Below are 17,472 nucleotides of genomic sequence, written 5' to 3' on the forward strand. Positions count from 1 at the left end.
TCTCCTTCGGAGAGGTAGGGTTGCGCGCTTCGGCGCGCAACGAGGTAGGAAATAAAAAGGGGAAGCCGTCAGGCTACAAACATTCGACTCCTCCGGAGTCCCGGCTTCGCCGGAAAAACGCAAAAAAAGATGTTTGTATTAAGTTTTGTCACTAGGTAAGACCTCAAAAGGGGAGCTTTGTATTGGGTGCCATCCTCGGGTTTTGCCGTTAGGCAAGACCTCGGAGAGGTCAAATGTTTGTAGCCCACAGGCCTGGCCCCCATTTTTTTTCTACGGGGTTACGCCTCGGGCGTAGGTGCGACAATTTGGTTTGCGCTCCTAAATAAACTCCACATCTTCCCGGAAAGGAAACTCCATCAACAGGCGCATGCCATGCTGAAGATCCATATCTTCAAAAAGGGTTTTATACAGGGTTTGGGTAATAGGTGCCGAAAATTTGTAATTGGCGGCGAGGGCTTTGACAATGCAGACCGTTTTTAAACCTTCGGCAACTTCTTCCATACTTTCAAGTATTTCATCGAGGTTTTCGCCTTTGGCGAGACGGAATCCAACCGTAAAATTACGGCTTCGGTGAGAGGCACTCGTCGCAACCAGATCTCCTATGCCTGCCAGCCCCAGAAATGCTTTGGGATCTGCTCCCAGCGCTTTGCCGATATTTACCATTTCTGCCAGGCCTCTCGTAATGAGCAATGCGCGGGTATTATCTCCGTATTTCAGTCCGTGAAGAATGCCCGAAGCGATTGCCATGATATTTTTTAGCACACCTGCCAGCTCAATCCCAAACAAGTCGTGATTCCCGTGCACCCTGAATCTCCCGCTCCGCAACGCGCTCTGCCCCTCTCTGATCACTTCGTCAAAATGACTCGCCACCACCGTCGCAGCCGGCTGGCCTTCTTCGATTTCACTGGCGAGATTGGGGCCTGCTGCACAGCCAATCCGAAGCACTACCGTTTCTTCCATAATCACTTCGCTCATCGTCTTCACCTGGGTGCGGTTGAGCTTCTCTACGCTGCGGAGGCGCTCTCCTTCAGGCAGGGTTACGTCCAGTCCTTTCGTGCCATGAATGAGTTTATGGGAGGGGTTTAGAAATGGGCTGAGATCGGTCAGCATTTCCCTGAAATTTTCCGAAGGGATAACCGGGAAAATCAGTTCACACTCACGGGCAAGTTCTTCCAGGCTATTGGTCATACTGACTTTTGCCTGAATATTCCTTCCGCGGTAGGTTCTGTCCTTCTGCAGGATCTCAACCACTTCCGGGCGACGTGCGTAGAGCAGTACCCGCCGGTTTTCGGAAAGGAGATTTGCCAGGGCCGTACCAAAAGACCCGGCCCCAATCACTCCGACGGTTATATTAGATGACGTTTGCAAGCCCATATCCTTCCAGTCTATTGTGATAATAATACAGCAGGTTGATGTTTTCTGAAACGAGCGTCTGCGAATCCTGAAAAGTCAGGGGTCTTTGTGCGTGATAAATGCCGAGGTTTTTGACCCCATGCTCGATAATGGTCTGTACATCGTTGACGAGGTGGGTCGCCAGATGAACTTTCCCCAGATCGGCCATATTTCGCAGTTGGGCCAGGGCTCTTTCCACTGCCTGGCGGTATTCATTCAAATCAAAGGTTCGCTCTTCCGGAGGAATGCGAAGAATACCGTAAAGGTCCAGTTCAGGGTTGCGTTTCTTGATCAGCTCGTAAGCTACAAAAGCGACAATATGGCTGGAAAAAACGCGATTTTCTACATGATACCGTGAGACAATTTTGTCTCCCAGCATGCGCGTATATTCTGCATCCCGTTGCCAGTCGTCTTTGACTTCACCCCGGGTCATGAAGTAGGATTTGATATCTACCGGCCGTTCATGGCTGTCAAAGCTGTTTCCCTCTTCATCGACAAAGTTGCCAAACAGATCCATGGGTTTCCCAAAGGAGAGGGCGATTTCGGAGCTTTCACTAAAGGTTGTCCAGATAAATTTGAAGAATTTGCGGTAGCTCGCAAACTCATCGTTGTTGATATAATATTGTTCCTGCCCGGTAAAGGTCAGGTGTTGATTGATCAGGGAAGCAGCTTCAAGCACAAAGTGATAACTCATCACCATAGGGACGATAAATATTTTTTCTGAAATTCCCCTGGGCGGAGCGAGGAAGTTTCTTTTTTGCGCTTCAATTGCTGTCCCCAGAAGCCCTAGTTTCAGTTTTTTCTCAATCATGCCAGAGCGCGACCTGGTACCTCCGGGGAAAAAAAGGCTATGTACGCCTTCCAGGATAGAGACGGTCGAATACGTATTCAGGGTCTCCCTGTAAATAGGATTTTTTTTCCGGCGGTCAACCTTATATGCGCCCAGCCTTTTCATAAAATAAGCGAGAATTGCGCTGTTGTATAGGTTGAGTCCTGCGCCATATATAAATGCCGGTAAACCCAGCGCATGAAGGCTCCAGCCTACCAGAATCGAATCCACATTGCTAAAATGTGTGGGTACGAGCACGATCGTTCCTTTGGTAGCGAGTTTTCGCATGGCCTCGGTTTCACCGAGGAGGTGTACTTTCTCCTGCAAACCTACGCTGTGGTTAATCACCGATTTGACGGTTTTTCCTGCCGAAGCATTGAGAAGTGTGGAAAAGAAAAAGGGGAGAAATCGTTTCGCAAAATGATAACTGCCGGGTCGAAACGTGCTGGCAATCTCGTTGGCATAACGGCTGATGATCGACTCAAGCATCTGATCGCTTCGCAGGGCAAAAGCCTCCGGATCCTGCTCCAACTGCTGAATGCGCACCATGTCTTTCTTGATATCAGACCAGTATTTGGCTTCATCTTTTGGATCTACTTTCCAGGGGTCCTCCGTCATGCGGATCCGCTCCATAAACATGGTCTTGGCGATCATATCGGCCACAGGAGTGTTTTCTACTTTGGCCTGGCCGTGCAGTCCCGCCATGGTTTCCTGGATTACTTCATCCACAAAACGTTGCTTGTTTTTAAATAATTGAGTAATTGGCCAGTCGTGGATATTCGGAATGACGGGTTTGTACAATATCCCTTCCTGTATATAATGTTGTGTTGATTCCATATATTCGCATTTACCTCATCTTCTGCCCTACATTTCTAAAAGAGGCTAAAGATGTGAAAATGTTGGGAATAACGAAAATTCCTTGAAAATGCCTGAAGATTATCTCTCTGCTCACTGGGTCAAACTGATGTCGGCACTTTCGGTTGAGGCTGAAGTGAAAAATTATGATTTTCAATCTGTTATAAAAAAATATGGCCAGTCAGGCCGTTATTATCATACAACCTCACATCTGGCAGCCATGTTCTTGTGGTACGAAAAATTCGAAAACTTCATTGAATTTCCGAATGCTTTCCGACTGGCAATTTTTTTTCACGATATCGTATATTCCCCGATTCGCAAGAACAATGAGTCGCAGAGTGCAATTGTTGCACAAAAATATATGGAGAAGTGGAGATGCGGGGAAGAAGCGGTTGTGCAGGTGCGGGAGTTGATTTTGTCCACAGCAAAACATCAGCCGTTGAAAGCGCATCCCGATTTTGGGTGGTTTCTGGATATTGATTTATCGGTGCTGGGTAGTCCTGCGAATGATTATCGGCAGTATGCAGAAGCGATCAGAAAAGAGTATCGCCTGTATCCCGATAGTTTATATTTTCCCGGCAGAAAAAAAATTCTGGAAAGTTTCTTACAGCGGCCCCGGATTTATTTTTCGGTTCCGATGTACGAGCTGCTTGAAAAGCAAGCCAGGGAGAATCTGGCAGATGAAATCCTTCGTCTGTCGTGATTCCCCCTGGTTGTCGTTATTATTTACTTTGCTTTACAGATACGCCATTGGGACCTTTTACTCTGGTACCCAGCTGATTGTACAGCAGGTCATAATACTCAGTAGCCATTCTGCCAGAATCAAAGAAAGGAACTACTTCACGCATACTGTTTTTGGCTATTTCCGTCCATTTGTCAGGCTGGTCGTAATAGGTGGGCACAATCTCAGAAGTAAGAATACGCATCAGGTGATGGTAGTCGTGTTCATCCTGAAGGTGTGTTGCCTGATTTTCATCGGCTTCGGGCAATATAAAGCAGTTATGGCCGTGTTTTGCAAACTCTGGTATCCATCCGTCATTGACTGAGAAGTTTACCGAGCCGTTCATCGCTGCGGTCATCCCACTGGTTCCGGAAGCTTCCATGGGTCTGCGTGGAGTATTCAGCCAGATATCGGAACCTTTTTTCAGCATTGAAGAGAGGTTCATCTCATAACCGGTAAGGATGGTGGCCTTGTGGCTCAGGCGGGTGAGCTGTACGAGCCGGTTGAACAAATCCACGGCATAATCATCAAAGGGGTAGGGTTTTCCTGCCCAGATGATCTGTACCGGATAGTTGAGTCTGTCGAGGAGGTCATAAAAGCGTGTATGATCGCGAAGGATCAGATCTGCGCGTTTGTACCCTGCAAAGCGGCGCGCCCAGACGATGGTAAGAACATCCGGGTCAAAAAGATTTCCGGTCTGGTCTGCGACAATTTTGAAGAGTTCTTCTTTCATCTCACGCTTACGCTCACGGAAGGCCGTATTATCGTTTGTGTCCAGCGCTTCTTTGAGATGTTTATCTTGCCAGAACTTTTGGTTTTGGGCATTGGTAATACCGATGATTTCGGGGCGATCCCCTACGTCTTTCCACATTTTATTGGAAACATCGGCATGCAACTGAGATACGCCGTTGGCGTTACCGGCGAGTACCAGCGCCGAAGGGGTGTACCCGAAGTTGTCTGTATGCATATGATGGGTGATTTCCCTGACTGTGCTCAAAGGCACGCCAGCGAAAAAATCCATTTTTTCGAGGAGGTTGATGTCGTGTTCTTCGTTTCCTGCTTTTACCGGTGTATGGGTTGTAAAAGCCAGCTTTTCGCGCACTTTTTCCACATCTCCCAGCTCTTTGTACAAATGAAAGGCCAACGGAAGGGCATGAGCCTCATTCATATGGTACATATCTGCGCCGCCAAGGGCTTCGACTACCTTTGCACCGCCAATACCCAATACGATACTCTGGGCAATTCTCGCAGCAGTATTCTGGTCATAAAGGTGGTGGGTAATGGTGCAGGAAAGATAGTCATTATAAATGTCGCGGTCTGTAGTCAGCAGATACATCGGCACTGTGCCAAATACCTCAGGTGCCAGGTACCATGCCTGAACTTTTACTTCCTGTCCGTGAATTTTTACAGGAAAAACCATATCTGTTTCCTGAAGGAAAGTGTAATACCTTTCACGGAAGAGAACTTTCATCGAACTGTTCTGATCTCTTACCTGGTCATAATAGCCAAATTTCCACAGCATACCGATACCGATCATGTTCTGTTTCAGATCGTAGGCGCTGCGCATATGGGACCCTGCAAGATATCCGAGTCCACCTGAATAGATCTTTAGTGCGGTATCAATACCGAATTCCATACTAAAGTAGGCAACTCGTTTGGAGAAGGGTTCTGCAGGGGTATAGGGATGTTCCCACGTACAATTTGTTTTCATTTAATCCGTAATTTGATAATGATTCGAGTTGAGCAAAATTAGGGTGTAATTTGGGAAATACAAGGCAGTTTAAAGGTATTTCATTCAATGGCCAGAACTTACCGTATGGGTGATATAGTCTTTCCTGTCAAAGGATTCATTGTCCGTAGTATCGGAAATCAGCAGGAAAACCACTTAATTTGAACATGAACGATATGGATATGGAGCCCAAAGCAAAATTGTTTCAATATAAGGTCGCAGCAAATATTGTTGTAATAAGTTTTATTGTGGAATGGCTGTCCGGGTACCTCCTGGGGGCTTATTCAGATATCAGTTCCGTTTCTCAGGTGCATGTGATGTCCCTGGTGCGCGCTTTGTTCTGGGCATATATCTGGCTGACTTTCCGAAAGTTGCTGGATGAGCATTTTCACTACCGGGATGCAGATACTTTTTTGTGGGTAATGATTTTTCTGGGGTTGCTTTTTCCGCTGATGGGAATGTCCGGGCTTTACACAATTTTGCCTGAAATCATCCCAACCGTACTGAGTGTTGGCTTCTCTGCTGTTTTTATCCTGTTTGCACTCAGTATTTTGAAGATCAAAGAAGATATGTTTGGGTTGAAAGTAAGGTTTGCCTACACAATGATCACACAGGCGGTCTTTTCCACGCTTTTTTATCAGGTTCTTCATATTTACACTTTTTACACGCTATTTTGGGGCGGCCGTGTAATCAGCTTTTTGTTGTCTCTCCTGCTGGCGATTTTTTTGTTTCGCATTTTCAGAAAGGCCGGGCAGGACCTGCCGGTCTCCGAATTTTTGCATGAAGAAAATCTGATCGAAAAAATCGGCGATGAGATAGAGGAAATCTAAGCCATAAAAAAAGAGGCTGTCCTTACAGACAGCCCCAGCTAATTCGAATTTACCCAATTTTAATATTATCGTGTATGAGTGTATTACGGACACTTGGGTGAATTATTGTTTTCCCGGAGGAAATCTTCCCGCTTTTCTTTCCGCTTTGCCAAACAACTCCGGTATCAGACAGATCAGGCATAATATTTGCTTTAATATGTGTAAAGTTTTTACTGTGTAATATTATTTGTATAAATTGTATAAAAATCAGTTATAAATCTCTGCCGATTTGTGTTGAAGTGGTCTGAGTGGGCGTTTTGTGATGTAAGAAGTGCAGGGATTGTAATCGAATCATCAATAATATTACATGAATCAAATCTTTACCAACACCATTTTATGAAAACGTGGAAAGAATTTAAACTGGCAGAGCCTACCCTTCAGCGCATTGAGCGCCGTTTTGCAAAGCTTCAGGTTTTTGAGAGAAGTTATTATAAACTAAACCCCGAGTCTTCCTGTATCGGTCCGGAAGACATGAAAGAAACCCGCGAGGTGATCCTCGATAGTATCCGGGCTGAAGCAGAAACCGTTGAGGGGAAAATTTATTACTGGTTATATCCGTTTTACTCCGGCAATTTTCTCCAGTTGGTAGCAGCATTGGGAAACTGCGGCATGATGGAAACTCAGAAGGATGACGCAGAATCCCGTAATGCGTTTTACAATTTTTTCCGGACTGTTCCGATTGAAGAAAGATTACAACTTGGCGAACGTCTCAATCATCCGGAGCTCACCCAACAGTCTATCCGGATTCAGGAAAAAATCCAGGCCAGGAAAGAATCTCTTCAAACCCATATCAACCGCTACCACGCCAATTAAGGCGAAAAAGGGCGTTTTTACATCAACGGTTCGAATTTCATACAATCACCGGTTTTCCATTTTAGGCCGGTTACGGTAACGACGCCGTCTATTTTTTGGATTTCGGCATAAAAGTAAGCCAGCCCGTCACCGCCTGTGCGGGCATTGCGATACGTCACTTTTGCTTTGCCCCAAAGCCGTAACTGCGGTCCGACCTCCTGGTTTTTGGTGACGATCATCTCATTTTTGTAAAAAAAGGCACAATCGTTCAGGTCGCAATTTTTGGGTGGATATACCTTCTTGAGGTACTGAACCAACGCTTCATTTACTTTGGCTTTCACAATTTCGGTTTCCGACTGCGCCGACACGCCGGGTGCAAGGAAGAACAAAAGGAAGAGGAAAAATACCCCTGAAACCATGCTTTTCATAAGACTCCTTAATTAATTATCTATTGATGAATTAACTTTTCGAAGTCTGAAATTATTTTGCTGAAAAGGATACAAAATATTCAAAATCTTACATTCAGGGGTATTTTTCGCATTTAATCTGCTTTAAGTTTTCCTCTGATACTGAAAAGGAAATATCCGCCCGCCACAGCAACTGCACCCAGCAGCAAGGCATTCAGATGATTGCCATACAACCAGGCCCCGGTAGCAAACAACGTACAGTAAACGGCAATACAAGCGATAAACATACTGAGGATTTCGAGGGGAATCTGCCCGTTTTCTTTCTCTATATGTTCGCCTTCTTCTGCTGCTTTTTTGATTACAGCATCCCAGCCTGAGCCGCCGGGTCTGATGAGTTTATAGAATTTTCTCAGCGTCAGGTCATCTGTCAGCGGCGTAAACCAGGTAGCCACTACCCATGTGAGCGTTGTGAGTATCGTGCCGATAACAAGTTTTTCCCAACTGAGCAACGGCAGAATATCCAGTTTGTCGTGAACAAAGGTGAAATAACCCGCAATAATCAGCGAAGACACCATCGCCACGATTTCTGTATAGGCATTGATGCGCCACCAAAACCATCTGAGGATAAAAATCAATCCCGTACCCGATCCCAACAGTAAAAGCAATGAAAAGGCCTGATTGGCGTCAGTCAGCATGAGCCCCAGTCCCATACCCAGCACAGTTGTAAGTACAGAAAAGAATCTTCCCGCCCATACGAGTTCCTGCTGTGAAGCTTCGGGTTTAAGAAACCGCTGATAAAAATCGTTGACCAGGTAAGAAGCCCCAAGATTGAGCTGTGTAGAGATCGTGGACATAAAAGCTGCAATCAGTGAAGCCGAAACCAGCCCCAGAAGCCCAGCCGGTAAAAGGGTAAGCATAGCGGGATACGCTACGTCATGGCCGAGTTTGTCTGCTGAAAGGTTGGGGAATGCTTTCTGTATATCAGCGACTTCCGGGAAAATAATCAGCGATCCGAGTGCAATTAATATCCACGGCCACGGACGAAGGGCATAATGGGCTACGTTGAAAAAGAATGTTGCCCCAATGGCGTGTTTTTCATTTTTGGCAGAAAACATCCGCTGTGCGATATACCCGCCACCACCGGGTTCGGATCCCGGGTAATACGAAGCCCACCACTGCACCGCAAGAGGAATCAATAATACGGGCACCCAGGAAGCCGTATTGTGAAAATCGGGAAGAAGATTCAGTTTGCCCGATACATTGGGGTGGGAGAGGAGTGCGGTAAGCCCACCGATTTCTTCCATATTTACCAGATAAATCGCTCCCCAGATCGAGCCGATCATCGCCATGGTAAATTGTACAAAATCAGTGATAATTACTGCTTTTAACCCTCCGATGGTACTATATATCAGGGTGATAGAACCCGCAATCAGCAAAGTCATCCAGCCGGGGATGCCCAGCATGATTTCCCCAAATTTGATTGCGGCCAATGATACCGAGCCCATGACCATGACATTAAATACCAGTCCCAGATAGAGGGCTCTGAACCCACGGAGGAAGGTCGCCGGTTTACCGCTATACCTCAATTCATAAAACTCCACATCTGTGAGTACTTCTGATCTGCGCCAGAGTTTGGCATACACAAATACCGTCATCATACCCGTCAGCAAAAATGCCCACCATCCCCAGTTTCCCGCCACGCCATCGGTACGAACCAATCCGGTAACCAGATTGGGGGTATCTGTAGAAAAAGTAGTTGCCACCATGGACACACCGAGCAGCCACCAGGGCATATTTCGACCAGAAAGAAAGAAATCTGAAACACTTTCTCCTGCCTGACGCGAAACCCAAAGGCCCACCACCAGAGAAATAATAAAAAAGGCAACAATTATGCCCCAATCAATACCGGATAAAATCATGTGTAGTAGGAATTAATGGTCCGATTTTAGTAGATAGGTTTTTCGAAGTATCGTAAATTCTGCCTAAAATAGAGAATAATCACAAAAAAACTATCTTTGTTTCTCAATGAATTCCCTGTATGAAAAAAGTTTTTGTAACCGGTTGTTTTGACATGCTCCACAGTGGTCACGTTGCATTTCTTCAGGAAGCGGCACAACATGGCGATCTCTATGTAGGGATTGGCGGTGATGAGAATGTGAAACATCTTAAGGGCCGTTACCCTGTCAATACAGAAGAGGAAAGGAAATATATGATTGATGCGCTGCGCTGTGTGAAGCAGTGTACGGTCAATAAAGGTTGGGGAATCATTGATTTTGAAGAAGAGCTTGTTCAGATTCGTCCCGATATTTTTGTTGTAAATGAAGATGGTAATTCGCCCCGGAAGGCAGAAGTTGTAAAAAAACGGGGCATCGAATATGTTGTACTCAAACGCATTCCTCACGGCGATCTGCCCACCCGCTCCACTACTTCGCTCCGCTCAGTATGTACCATTCCCTTCCGGATTGACCTGGCTGGCGGCTGGCTCGACCAACCTTACGTTTCCCAATTTCATCCCGGCCCGGTACTGACCATTTCCATCGAACCTACCGTTGACTTCAACGAGCGCAGCGGTATGGCATCCAGCACCCGCAGAAGAGCGATAGAATTGTGGAAAACGGAAATACCCTCCGGGGACCGGGAACAGTTGGCCCGTATTCTGTTTAGTTATGAAAATCCTCCCGGAACCAAAATCGTCGCCGGATCCCAGGATTCATTGGGCATTGTTTTGCCTGGCCTCAATAAGCTGGATTACGACAATAATTACTGGCCGCATAAGATCACTTCCATCCACGACGAAAGTGTGCTGGAGTTTATCGAAAACCATTTGTCTCTGATCCCGCTTGACCCCAGGGAAATGGATTACGATGTGCTGGAAAATACCTGTATATCTACCGAAGGAGCCAAAGCGCTGGCTGATGCGACAGAAGTCTGCTGGGAAGCCCTCCGGCAAAAAGATCTCTATAAGTTTGGGGAATCTTTCCGCCGCTCATTTGAAGGGCAGATTGCGATGTTTCCCAATATGGTCGATGACTCAATTCTCCAGATCATCGACCAGTACAGCAGCCATGCCCTGGGATGGAAACTCTCCGGGGCCGGTGGCGGTGGCTATTTGATTTTGGTTACCGAAAAACCGCTCGAAGGTTCCATGCAGGTGCGTATTCGTCGCAAAGATGGCGCTTTCTAAAAAAAAACAGGCAGAGAGCCTGAAGCGCTCTGCCTTTGCATATCCATCAACAGTCGGTAATTGGAATTGAGAAAATCTTTATCGCTGAACAACGATTTTTTTAGAACCTAGTCGCCGGGTGCCAAATGCACTATTCTTATTGGCAACCATGTTTACGATATATGTGCCAGGGATCAGGGAAGACATGTCCAGGGTATCCGAATTTTCACCAGAAAATAAACGCACCTCTTTTTCCATAACCAGTTTGCCCGAAGTGGTGTAAACGGAAATCGTAGCTGGCTGCATCATATCTGATTTTATTGAAAAATTTACGATATCAGTCGCCGGATTGGGCCAGACTTTAAACTGGAACCGACTGACCAGATCGCGGTCAAGGGAGGTCGGCGGTGGAGGCTGGATGTCGGGGGTCGGATCACAGGTGATATCTGCAACAAAATTGACTACATTCCCGAAATCATCGATATAACTATCATTGACAAGATCAATTTTTTTATTGCTCCAGTCATAAAACTCCACGGTGTCAAGCGTGCCGTAATTGGCACCAAACCAGTCTTGTAGAATCGTAGCAAAAACCTGCCGGTAGTCGTGTTGGTAGCTGGTAAAATTGTTGTTTTGCAGATTGCTGAGGTTAGGATTGGTACCTGTGATACCAGGCTTAATGCCTTTGCCTACGATAAGCATAGGCGCTGAAGTTCCATGGTCGGTGCCGTAGGTTCCATTTTCTGCTACCTGGCGGCCAAATTCGGAGAAAGTAACGGTCATTACCCGGTCTTCGATTCCCATTCCTTTAAGGTCTTCGTGGAATGCGCGAATAGCTTCGGAAAGGTGATACAACAAAGCGCCATGTGAGCCATAGGAAGGTTTTCCTGCAATCGCCTGCCCTTCGTGGGTGTCAAATCCCCCCATCCGGACGAGGAAAATCTTGGTTTTACAGCCTGCACTCAGCAGACGCGCGACAGTTTTCAGTTGTGGCGACAGCGGGTTGTTGTAGTTGTTGGTTGTCCAGGTGTGATACGTTTCGGGATATACCACGCCAGGCGTATTGGAGCCATTGTCATAGAGGGTTGAAAGGCGCTGTGCATAAACGTTCGTGCTGCGCTCCATTTCTACGAGAAACCGCAATTCATCGCCATAATCAGACGCGGGAAAATTGGCGGGCAGCACGCCACCCACGCCGGTGAGCTGGTTGTAAAAACCGTTGGGATCGTTGCTAAGGGTCAGGCCTGTGGGAATTCCCATCGCGCGATGGAAACCCAGCGAAATAATATGACTGCCAAATTCGAGACCCAGCGGGTCAGGCATATCCATATTGGGGTAGGCCGCCGGGTAGTTGGGAAAACGATGGTCAAGATAACGACCCCACCAGCCCGAATCGGGGTTTTCCGGAATCGTGTCTCCATCTTTACCCGTGAGCCAGATATCCGTTCCGCGGAAGTGGGAGCCATTGTTGTTGGTATAGGATACATCCATGACCCAGTTTACTTTCCCCTGGTCATAAAGATCTTTGATCCCTACCAGATCGGGATGGAGTCCAACCTGATTTTGTATCGGTAGGTTTGAATCCATGTTGATATATTTTCTGACTCCTGTATCCTCAATCCCGATCAAAGGACGGAGGTTTTTATAAGTGCTGTACTGATCCAGTGGCACGAGCGTATTCAGCCCGTCGTTGCCTCCGTGGAGCTGTACCAGTACAAGCACCCGGTCATTGATCTCTTCACAGGTAAAAGAACTCAGCATCAGGTTGCGGGCCATAGCCCTTACCGGAATACCATTTAACGCTAAAGGCGCGAGAGCAAGTGGTAACGTACCTTTAAGAAAATCGCGTCGCTTCATATTTGTTGATTGCTGTATTGTAAAGAATAATATATGATCCCCGGTGGCTGAGGCTCCCCTTTATGGGACCTTTGGCTAGAAGCCGCCGGGAAAATCGCTGGCTTCGAAAGCAGCCGCCGATTTTTCTATCCCAGCTGATATTCCGGTGATTGCAGAATGGCACGGATGAGTTTTTTGATCTGGGGTTTGACATTTACATCATCACCCAATGCGAGATAATTGTCCCACTCAAACATCCAGTTGAGTTCGGTCAGATTGTCAAGCAGAATGTCGTGAAGAAAATAATCAAACCGGACCTGATCCAGCGGTTCTGGCAGCAGGTATTCGACCAACTCAGTCACCAGATGATGAGCGATTCGCGCACCGGGATGCGGGCCAGGAGTTCCCTGCGGGTCATTTCCCTGAAAATCGGTGATCATTGCCGGATCATTGACAAAGGCCATTACATCAAACTGCATCAGGGGCGTTCCGTCAATATGCTCGTCCACGATTGCGTACCGCGCCGGGATCGATTTTGCACTGAACCACAACCGGTTGTACTCCGGTGCCTGATAGACGGGCTGATAACCCGCGACTTCCGGTGGCTCAAACAGATCAAAACATGCTTCGGACATGGGTTTTTGCATGCCCCACCGGTAGAAATTGACATAAGCTTCAAAAGGATCTATGGCAGGGTCGGGCGGGGTAAGTTGAAAATAACGGATCATCCCTACCTGCAATTCCATCGGAGACTTGATGAGCGAACCAACGGTTTCATCGTCAGAAGCCGAATCATCACCGTCGTAAAAATGTTCACTTTTCAGCAATACACGGAGTGTTTCTGCAATATTATAGTCGCTGTTTTGAAAAATGGTTGCCAGAGGTTGAATAATATCATCTTCCACTTCCTGTGAGATCTTGTACCGTACAAAAAACCGGTAAAGTCTCCGGCAGATATAGGCAGCCGTAGCATCCTGATCGAAGATCATTTCGACAAAGTCGGATACTTCATCCAGCATCCCCTGTGCAGAGGTGCGACCCGTGATAATCGTATTGTTGAATGCGTGGGAAAATACCTTATCGGTTTCGTCGTGTTTACTGGGATCGGGTTTGGCCTGTGGAAAACCGGTCTCAGGATCATGGTAGAGCGGATCGGCCCAGTCGGTATTCTCCCTGAATCCGGTCATAAGCCTTGCCGCTTCTGTTACATCCTGTTCGGTAAAAGTGGTATAATCATTGGGGCCCGCGGAGGGACCTTTCCCAATGGTGAATAACTCCAGAAATTCGCGGACAAAGTTTTCATTGGGATTTCCCTTAAAACTTTCGCTGATGTCGAGAAAGTCGCCCATACCATTGTCGAGACAGATTTTCTTCGCGAGATCTTTATAACTTCCGTTGGCATAATACATAAACAGCCGGAGGGTATAATAGTGATTTTCGCTGTACTGAACTTTTTCAATGCTGGTTGTAAAGCTGGTATGCAGGAAAAAGAGGATTTTGTGGGCTAAAGTCAATGAAACCGCCGGATCGAATAGCTGATGCAGCCACCAGGAATTAACAATATACTTTAACTCATTGCTGGGTGAATTTGCCGGTGTTCTGCCCGTAACTACCCAGGTAGCCCCTGACTGCGGATCGACTGGTGGCAGGGGAGGAGGAGGAAAATTGAGCAGCAGATCAACTGCTTCATCGGCATTTCGGGTTGCAAAATCATCTATTTCTGCACGTGTAGGGCCAAATGTGGCTCTTCGAAGCAAGTGTGCGGCCAGACGTTTGCCCAGCAGGCCGGATCTGGGAGAGAGTGATGCCATAGCGTTATATATGGTTGAACAAATACATATGTAAATGACCCGTTCCTTCAAAAAGGACGAATGATCATATTTGCCTCAAGTATCGCTCCTGGCTGTATGACCCACGGGTCATATTGCTACAAAAAATAAAAAGTTTACCCCATGAAAATTGCCTGAGATTGGCAATTGTTTGTAGTGTAAAGATAGGACTGTAAGTGGACTATTCAAGCGCAGATTTCGTCTATCCATGTTATGAATTCGACCAAAAAGTTATATTTTTTTACAAAAGACCTGACCGCTCGCCGGGAAAATGCCGGAAAAGGGGTTTGTTCCTGAATGGTCAATGTAATATTTCGGGTGTAAAGAGACTAAATACCCACGCGATTATCCTCATTTTAGCCTTCGGATTCAGGGGTTATACAGGCTATACGATACATTCTGGCAAATTTTCAATTCCACATAACCTGTTGTTTTCTCATTTAAGAATGTCTTCTCTGAAAAAATTATGCGTAAGATTTTTTTCAAATCGTTCCTTGTACTAATCTGCCTTAACCCATGCTTTCTTTTTGCACAACTTCCTCCCAATCAACCTGAGCAAGACTGCTTTAGTGCGCTTTCTGTTTGTCAGGATGTGTACTTTCAGCCCAATGCCTACGCGGGTGCAGGCCGCAATCCCGATGAGATCAATGGCATGCAATCCTGTCTTTTGCTCGGAGAGCGTAACAGTGTTTGGTATATTTTTACCGTCCAGACCCAGGGAGAATTGTGTTTTACCATCAACCCGCTTGATCCGCTTGATGATTATGACTGGGCATTGTTTAATCTTACCAATGCCAGCTGTGCGGATATTCCCAACAACCCCAATCTCGAAGTTGCCTGTAGCTGGACCTATAATCTGGGCTGCCAGGGGCAAACGGGTGCTAATGGGAATATGGCCAATTGCCCCGGCCAAAGTACGCCCTGTATTCTTGTCAGCCCAGGACAGACCTTCGTGCTGAATATCAGCAATTTTACTGCTTCCAATTCCGGCTATACCCTCAATTTTTCCCAGTCTACAGCCAGGCTTTTTGACGACATTCAGCCTACACTGGATGAGGTTACGAGCTTCTGTACCGGGGTTACGGCGAAGTTTTCAGAAAATATTAATTGTGCGACGGTTGATCCTGCAGATTTTACTTTTACCGGCCCTGACGGCCCTTATACCATTTCTCAGGTCATCAGTCGTAACTGCTCCAATGGCGGGGCGTTTGACTCAAAGTTTGATCTGATTGTGTCTCCTCCCATTCAGCAGGCGGGTAATTATACCTTGTCGCTGGTAGGTTCGGTAAATGATCTGTGCGGAAATGCCGCCGTCCTCAGCAGCCACGATGTGTATATGCCGTTGCCCCCTACTGCCGCAATGAATGCCCCAGGTCCGCAGTGTGAATTGGGAAACAGATTTGGCTTTGCTTATACCGGGCCTTCTTCTGTGCGTAGCTATAACTGGAATTTTGGCGATAGTACGGGCTCTGCTTTACCCGCTCCGCTTCACAGCTATCAGAGTGCGGGAACAAAAACGGTTACGCTGATCATTACGGATGTGAATGGGTGCCCTGATACGGCTAGCCAGCAGGTTGTGGTTATGCCTAAGCCGGATGTGAGATTCCGGATGCCGCTTCGCGCTTGTGAGGGGGATACCCTGGCTATTGACAACCAAACGACTTTTCCCGGAAGTCCGATGACCAGCCTGATATGGCGTATAGGCGATGGGACGGTTACCAGTGATTTTTCGCCCGTTCACCATTTTGCAGGACCGGGCAGATACCAGATTTTTCAGGAAGCAACCAATTTGCTGGGTTGCCGCGATACCGCTTCGCGGTTTGTGGCTGTTTACCCGAAACCTGAAGTAGATTTCCTCGTGGAGGATAATGTGTGCAATGGCGACCCTGCGCATTTTGTCTATCTGAGTACGATTCGCAATGATCTTTTTGGCGATAATATCGTGGACTGGGAATGGAAATTTGGCGACAGCACAGGAGCGGGAATGACGGCAAACCCGGTGCATCTGTACGATACAGCGGGCATTTATCCTGTCGCTCTGATTGTAACCTCTGACAAAGGCTGTGTAGACAGTCTGGTCCAGGATCAGATCATTCATCATCCCCCTCCGCCTGCAATCAACGACGAGCCGGTTTGTTTTGGTACCCGCGCCAACCTGGAAGCGATCCCGGTTGAGGGGGGCATTACCAGTTGGTATCACCAGTTTGAAGATTCTACGGCCTTCTACCATGGCCCGGCCTATTATTCCCCCCCTGTCACTTATCCCTACGAGCTGTATGTAGAGCAACTTTCGCCCGAAGGATGTATCAGTGAGCGCGTATTGTTGCAGGTAGCTCATCACGAGGTAGGTGTGGGGGAAATTGTCGCTGATTCTGTCGTTGAGTTCCCCACTCCAATTGTTAACTTCAGTGTTGGCGGTACCATTTTGGGCGATACCTATCTCTGGAACTTTGCCGACGGTGTAACCTCTACCAGCTCCGACCCTGCGCATGAGTTTAAATTCCCCAATAAATATAAAGTTACCGCATTGGTAACGGATATATATGGTTGTGAATACGATCTCGAAAAGACGATTGAGGTCAAGGCCCTCATAGGGGTGTATATCCCTACTGCTTTTACTCCCAATGACGACGGGTTCAACGACGAATTTTTTGTGGAGGCTCACCTGATTCAGCAGTTTTCATTTACCATCTTCAACCGGTTTGGCGAAGAAATATTCACCAGCAATGATCCGGTATTTAGATGGGATGGAAGAACGGCCAGCGGATATGTCGTAAAAGAAGGCGTATATGCCTATCGCATGCAGGCTACCGATATATTGGGAAATGCACTTGATAAAGCGGGGACGATTACGATTTACCGGTAGTGACAGATAAAACCGCAAGGGGCATCAGGAAGATACAAAATTCCCCAAAGTGTTTTGCCTTCATGCCCCTTATGTCCCTAGTGGTTTTTTATTTTTCTGCTGGCTGAGCCAGCAGAAAACCGCCTTAAATCATAATTTTTCCCTTTTCTCAAAATATCCTGAGGGTTTCTTCGTAAATGAAATA

The 17,472-nt window shown here is 46.9% G+C and carries 12 protein-coding genes; 5 read left to right on the forward strand and 7 right to left on the reverse strand.

All coding sequences use genetic code 11. The features are described from left to right. Positions 1 to 318: 318 nt before the first annotated feature. Positions 319 to 1,374, reverse strand: a complete 1,056-nt coding sequence (locus R3D00_21550) for an NAD(P)H-dependent glycerol-3-phosphate dehydrogenase (GenBank protein ID MEZ4775780.1) — start codon at positions 1,372 to 1,374, stop codon at positions 319 to 321. After that, positions 1,352 to 3,058 carry a 1-acyl-sn-glycerol-3-phosphate acyltransferase gene (locus R3D00_21555; GenBank protein MEZ4775781.1) on the reverse strand — a complete coding sequence of 569 codons (1,707 nt, stop codon included), beginning with the start codon at positions 3,056 to 3,058 and terminating at the stop codon, positions 1,352 to 1,354. The genes R3D00_21550 and R3D00_21555 overlap by 23 nt, the downstream gene beginning before the upstream one ends. An 88-nt stretch (positions 3,059 to 3,146) precedes the next feature. On the opposite strand from R3D00_21555, the gene R3D00_21560 reads away from it, so the two are divergent. Beyond that, entirely contained in the window at positions 3,147 to 3,779 is a 633-nt protein-coding gene (locus R3D00_21560; protein MEZ4775782.1) for a hypothetical protein, read from the forward strand. A gap of 19 nt (positions 3,780 to 3,798) precedes the next feature. Here the strand turns inward: R3D00_21560 and glgP are convergent, their stop codons facing one another. Then, positions 3,799 to 5,508: an alpha-glucan family phosphorylase gene (glgP, locus tag R3D00_21565; GenBank protein ID MEZ4775783.1), complete on the reverse strand. Its 1,710-nt coding sequence runs from the start codon at positions 5,506 to 5,508 to the stop codon at positions 3,799 to 3,801. Positions 5,509 to 5,693: 185 nt separating this feature from the next. Between glgP and R3D00_21570 the strand changes: the two genes are divergently transcribed. Next, positions 5,694 to 6,356 carry a hypothetical protein gene (locus tag R3D00_21570; GenBank protein MEZ4775784.1) on the forward strand — a complete coding sequence of 221 codons (663 nt, stop codon included), beginning with the start codon at positions 5,694 to 5,696 and terminating at the stop codon, positions 6,354 to 6,356. Between the two features lie 375 nt (positions 6,357 to 6,731). Next, positions 6,732 to 7,208, forward strand: coding sequence for a hypothetical protein (locus R3D00_21575; GenBank protein MEZ4775785.1), 477 nt, complete (start codon positions 6,732 to 6,734; stop codon positions 7,206 to 7,208). A 17-nt stretch (positions 7,209 to 7,225) separates the two neighbouring features. On the opposite strand, the gene R3D00_21580 is transcribed toward R3D00_21575, so the two are convergent. Beyond that, the gene (locus R3D00_21580; protein ID MEZ4775786.1) at positions 7,226 to 7,615 is read right to left on the reverse strand and encodes a hypothetical protein; all 390 of its coding nucleotides are present in this window, start codon (positions 7,613 to 7,615) and stop codon (positions 7,226 to 7,228) included. Positions 7,616 to 7,728: 113 nt separating this feature from the next. Continuing rightward, entirely contained in the window at positions 7,729 to 9,513 is a 1,785-nt protein-coding gene (locus R3D00_21585; GenBank protein ID MEZ4775787.1) for a sodium:solute symporter family protein, read from the reverse strand. A gap of 119 nt (positions 9,514 to 9,632) precedes the next feature. Here R3D00_21585 and R3D00_21590 point away from each other — a divergent pair, with 119 nt between their 5' ends. Further along, complete coding sequence (locus R3D00_21590) at positions 9,633 to 10,778, forward strand: adenylyltransferase/cytidyltransferase family protein (GenBank protein ID MEZ4775788.1); 1,146 nt, start codon at positions 9,633 to 9,635, stop codon at positions 10,776 to 10,778. A gap of 78 nt (positions 10,779 to 10,856) precedes the next feature. On the opposite strand, the gene R3D00_21595 is transcribed toward R3D00_21590, so the two are convergent. Both R3D00_21595 and R3D00_21600 read right to left on the reverse strand, forming a co-directional pair. Further along, complete coding sequence (locus tag R3D00_21595; GenBank protein ID MEZ4775789.1) at positions 10,857 to 12,614, reverse strand: DUF1501 domain-containing protein; 1,758 nt, start codon at positions 12,612 to 12,614, stop codon at positions 10,857 to 10,859. 125 nt (positions 12,615 to 12,739) lie between these two features. After that, positions 12,740 to 14,404: a DUF1800 family protein gene (locus R3D00_21600; protein MEZ4775790.1), complete on the reverse strand. Its 1,665-nt coding sequence runs from the start codon at positions 14,402 to 14,404 to the stop codon at positions 12,740 to 12,742. Between the two features lie 484 nt (positions 14,405 to 14,888). On the opposite strand from R3D00_21600, the gene R3D00_21605 reads away from it, so the two are divergent. Continuing rightward, positions 14,889 to 17,288 carry a PKD domain-containing protein gene (locus tag R3D00_21605; protein MEZ4775791.1) on the forward strand — a complete coding sequence of 800 codons (2,400 nt, stop codon included), beginning with the start codon at positions 14,889 to 14,891 and terminating at the stop codon, positions 17,286 to 17,288. Positions 17,289 to 17,472 lie beyond the last annotated feature (184 nt).

Source organism: Bacteroidia bacterium (assembly GCA_041391665.1).
Classification (GTDB): domain Bacteria; phylum Bacteroidota; class Bacteroidia; order J057; family J057; genus JAGQVA01.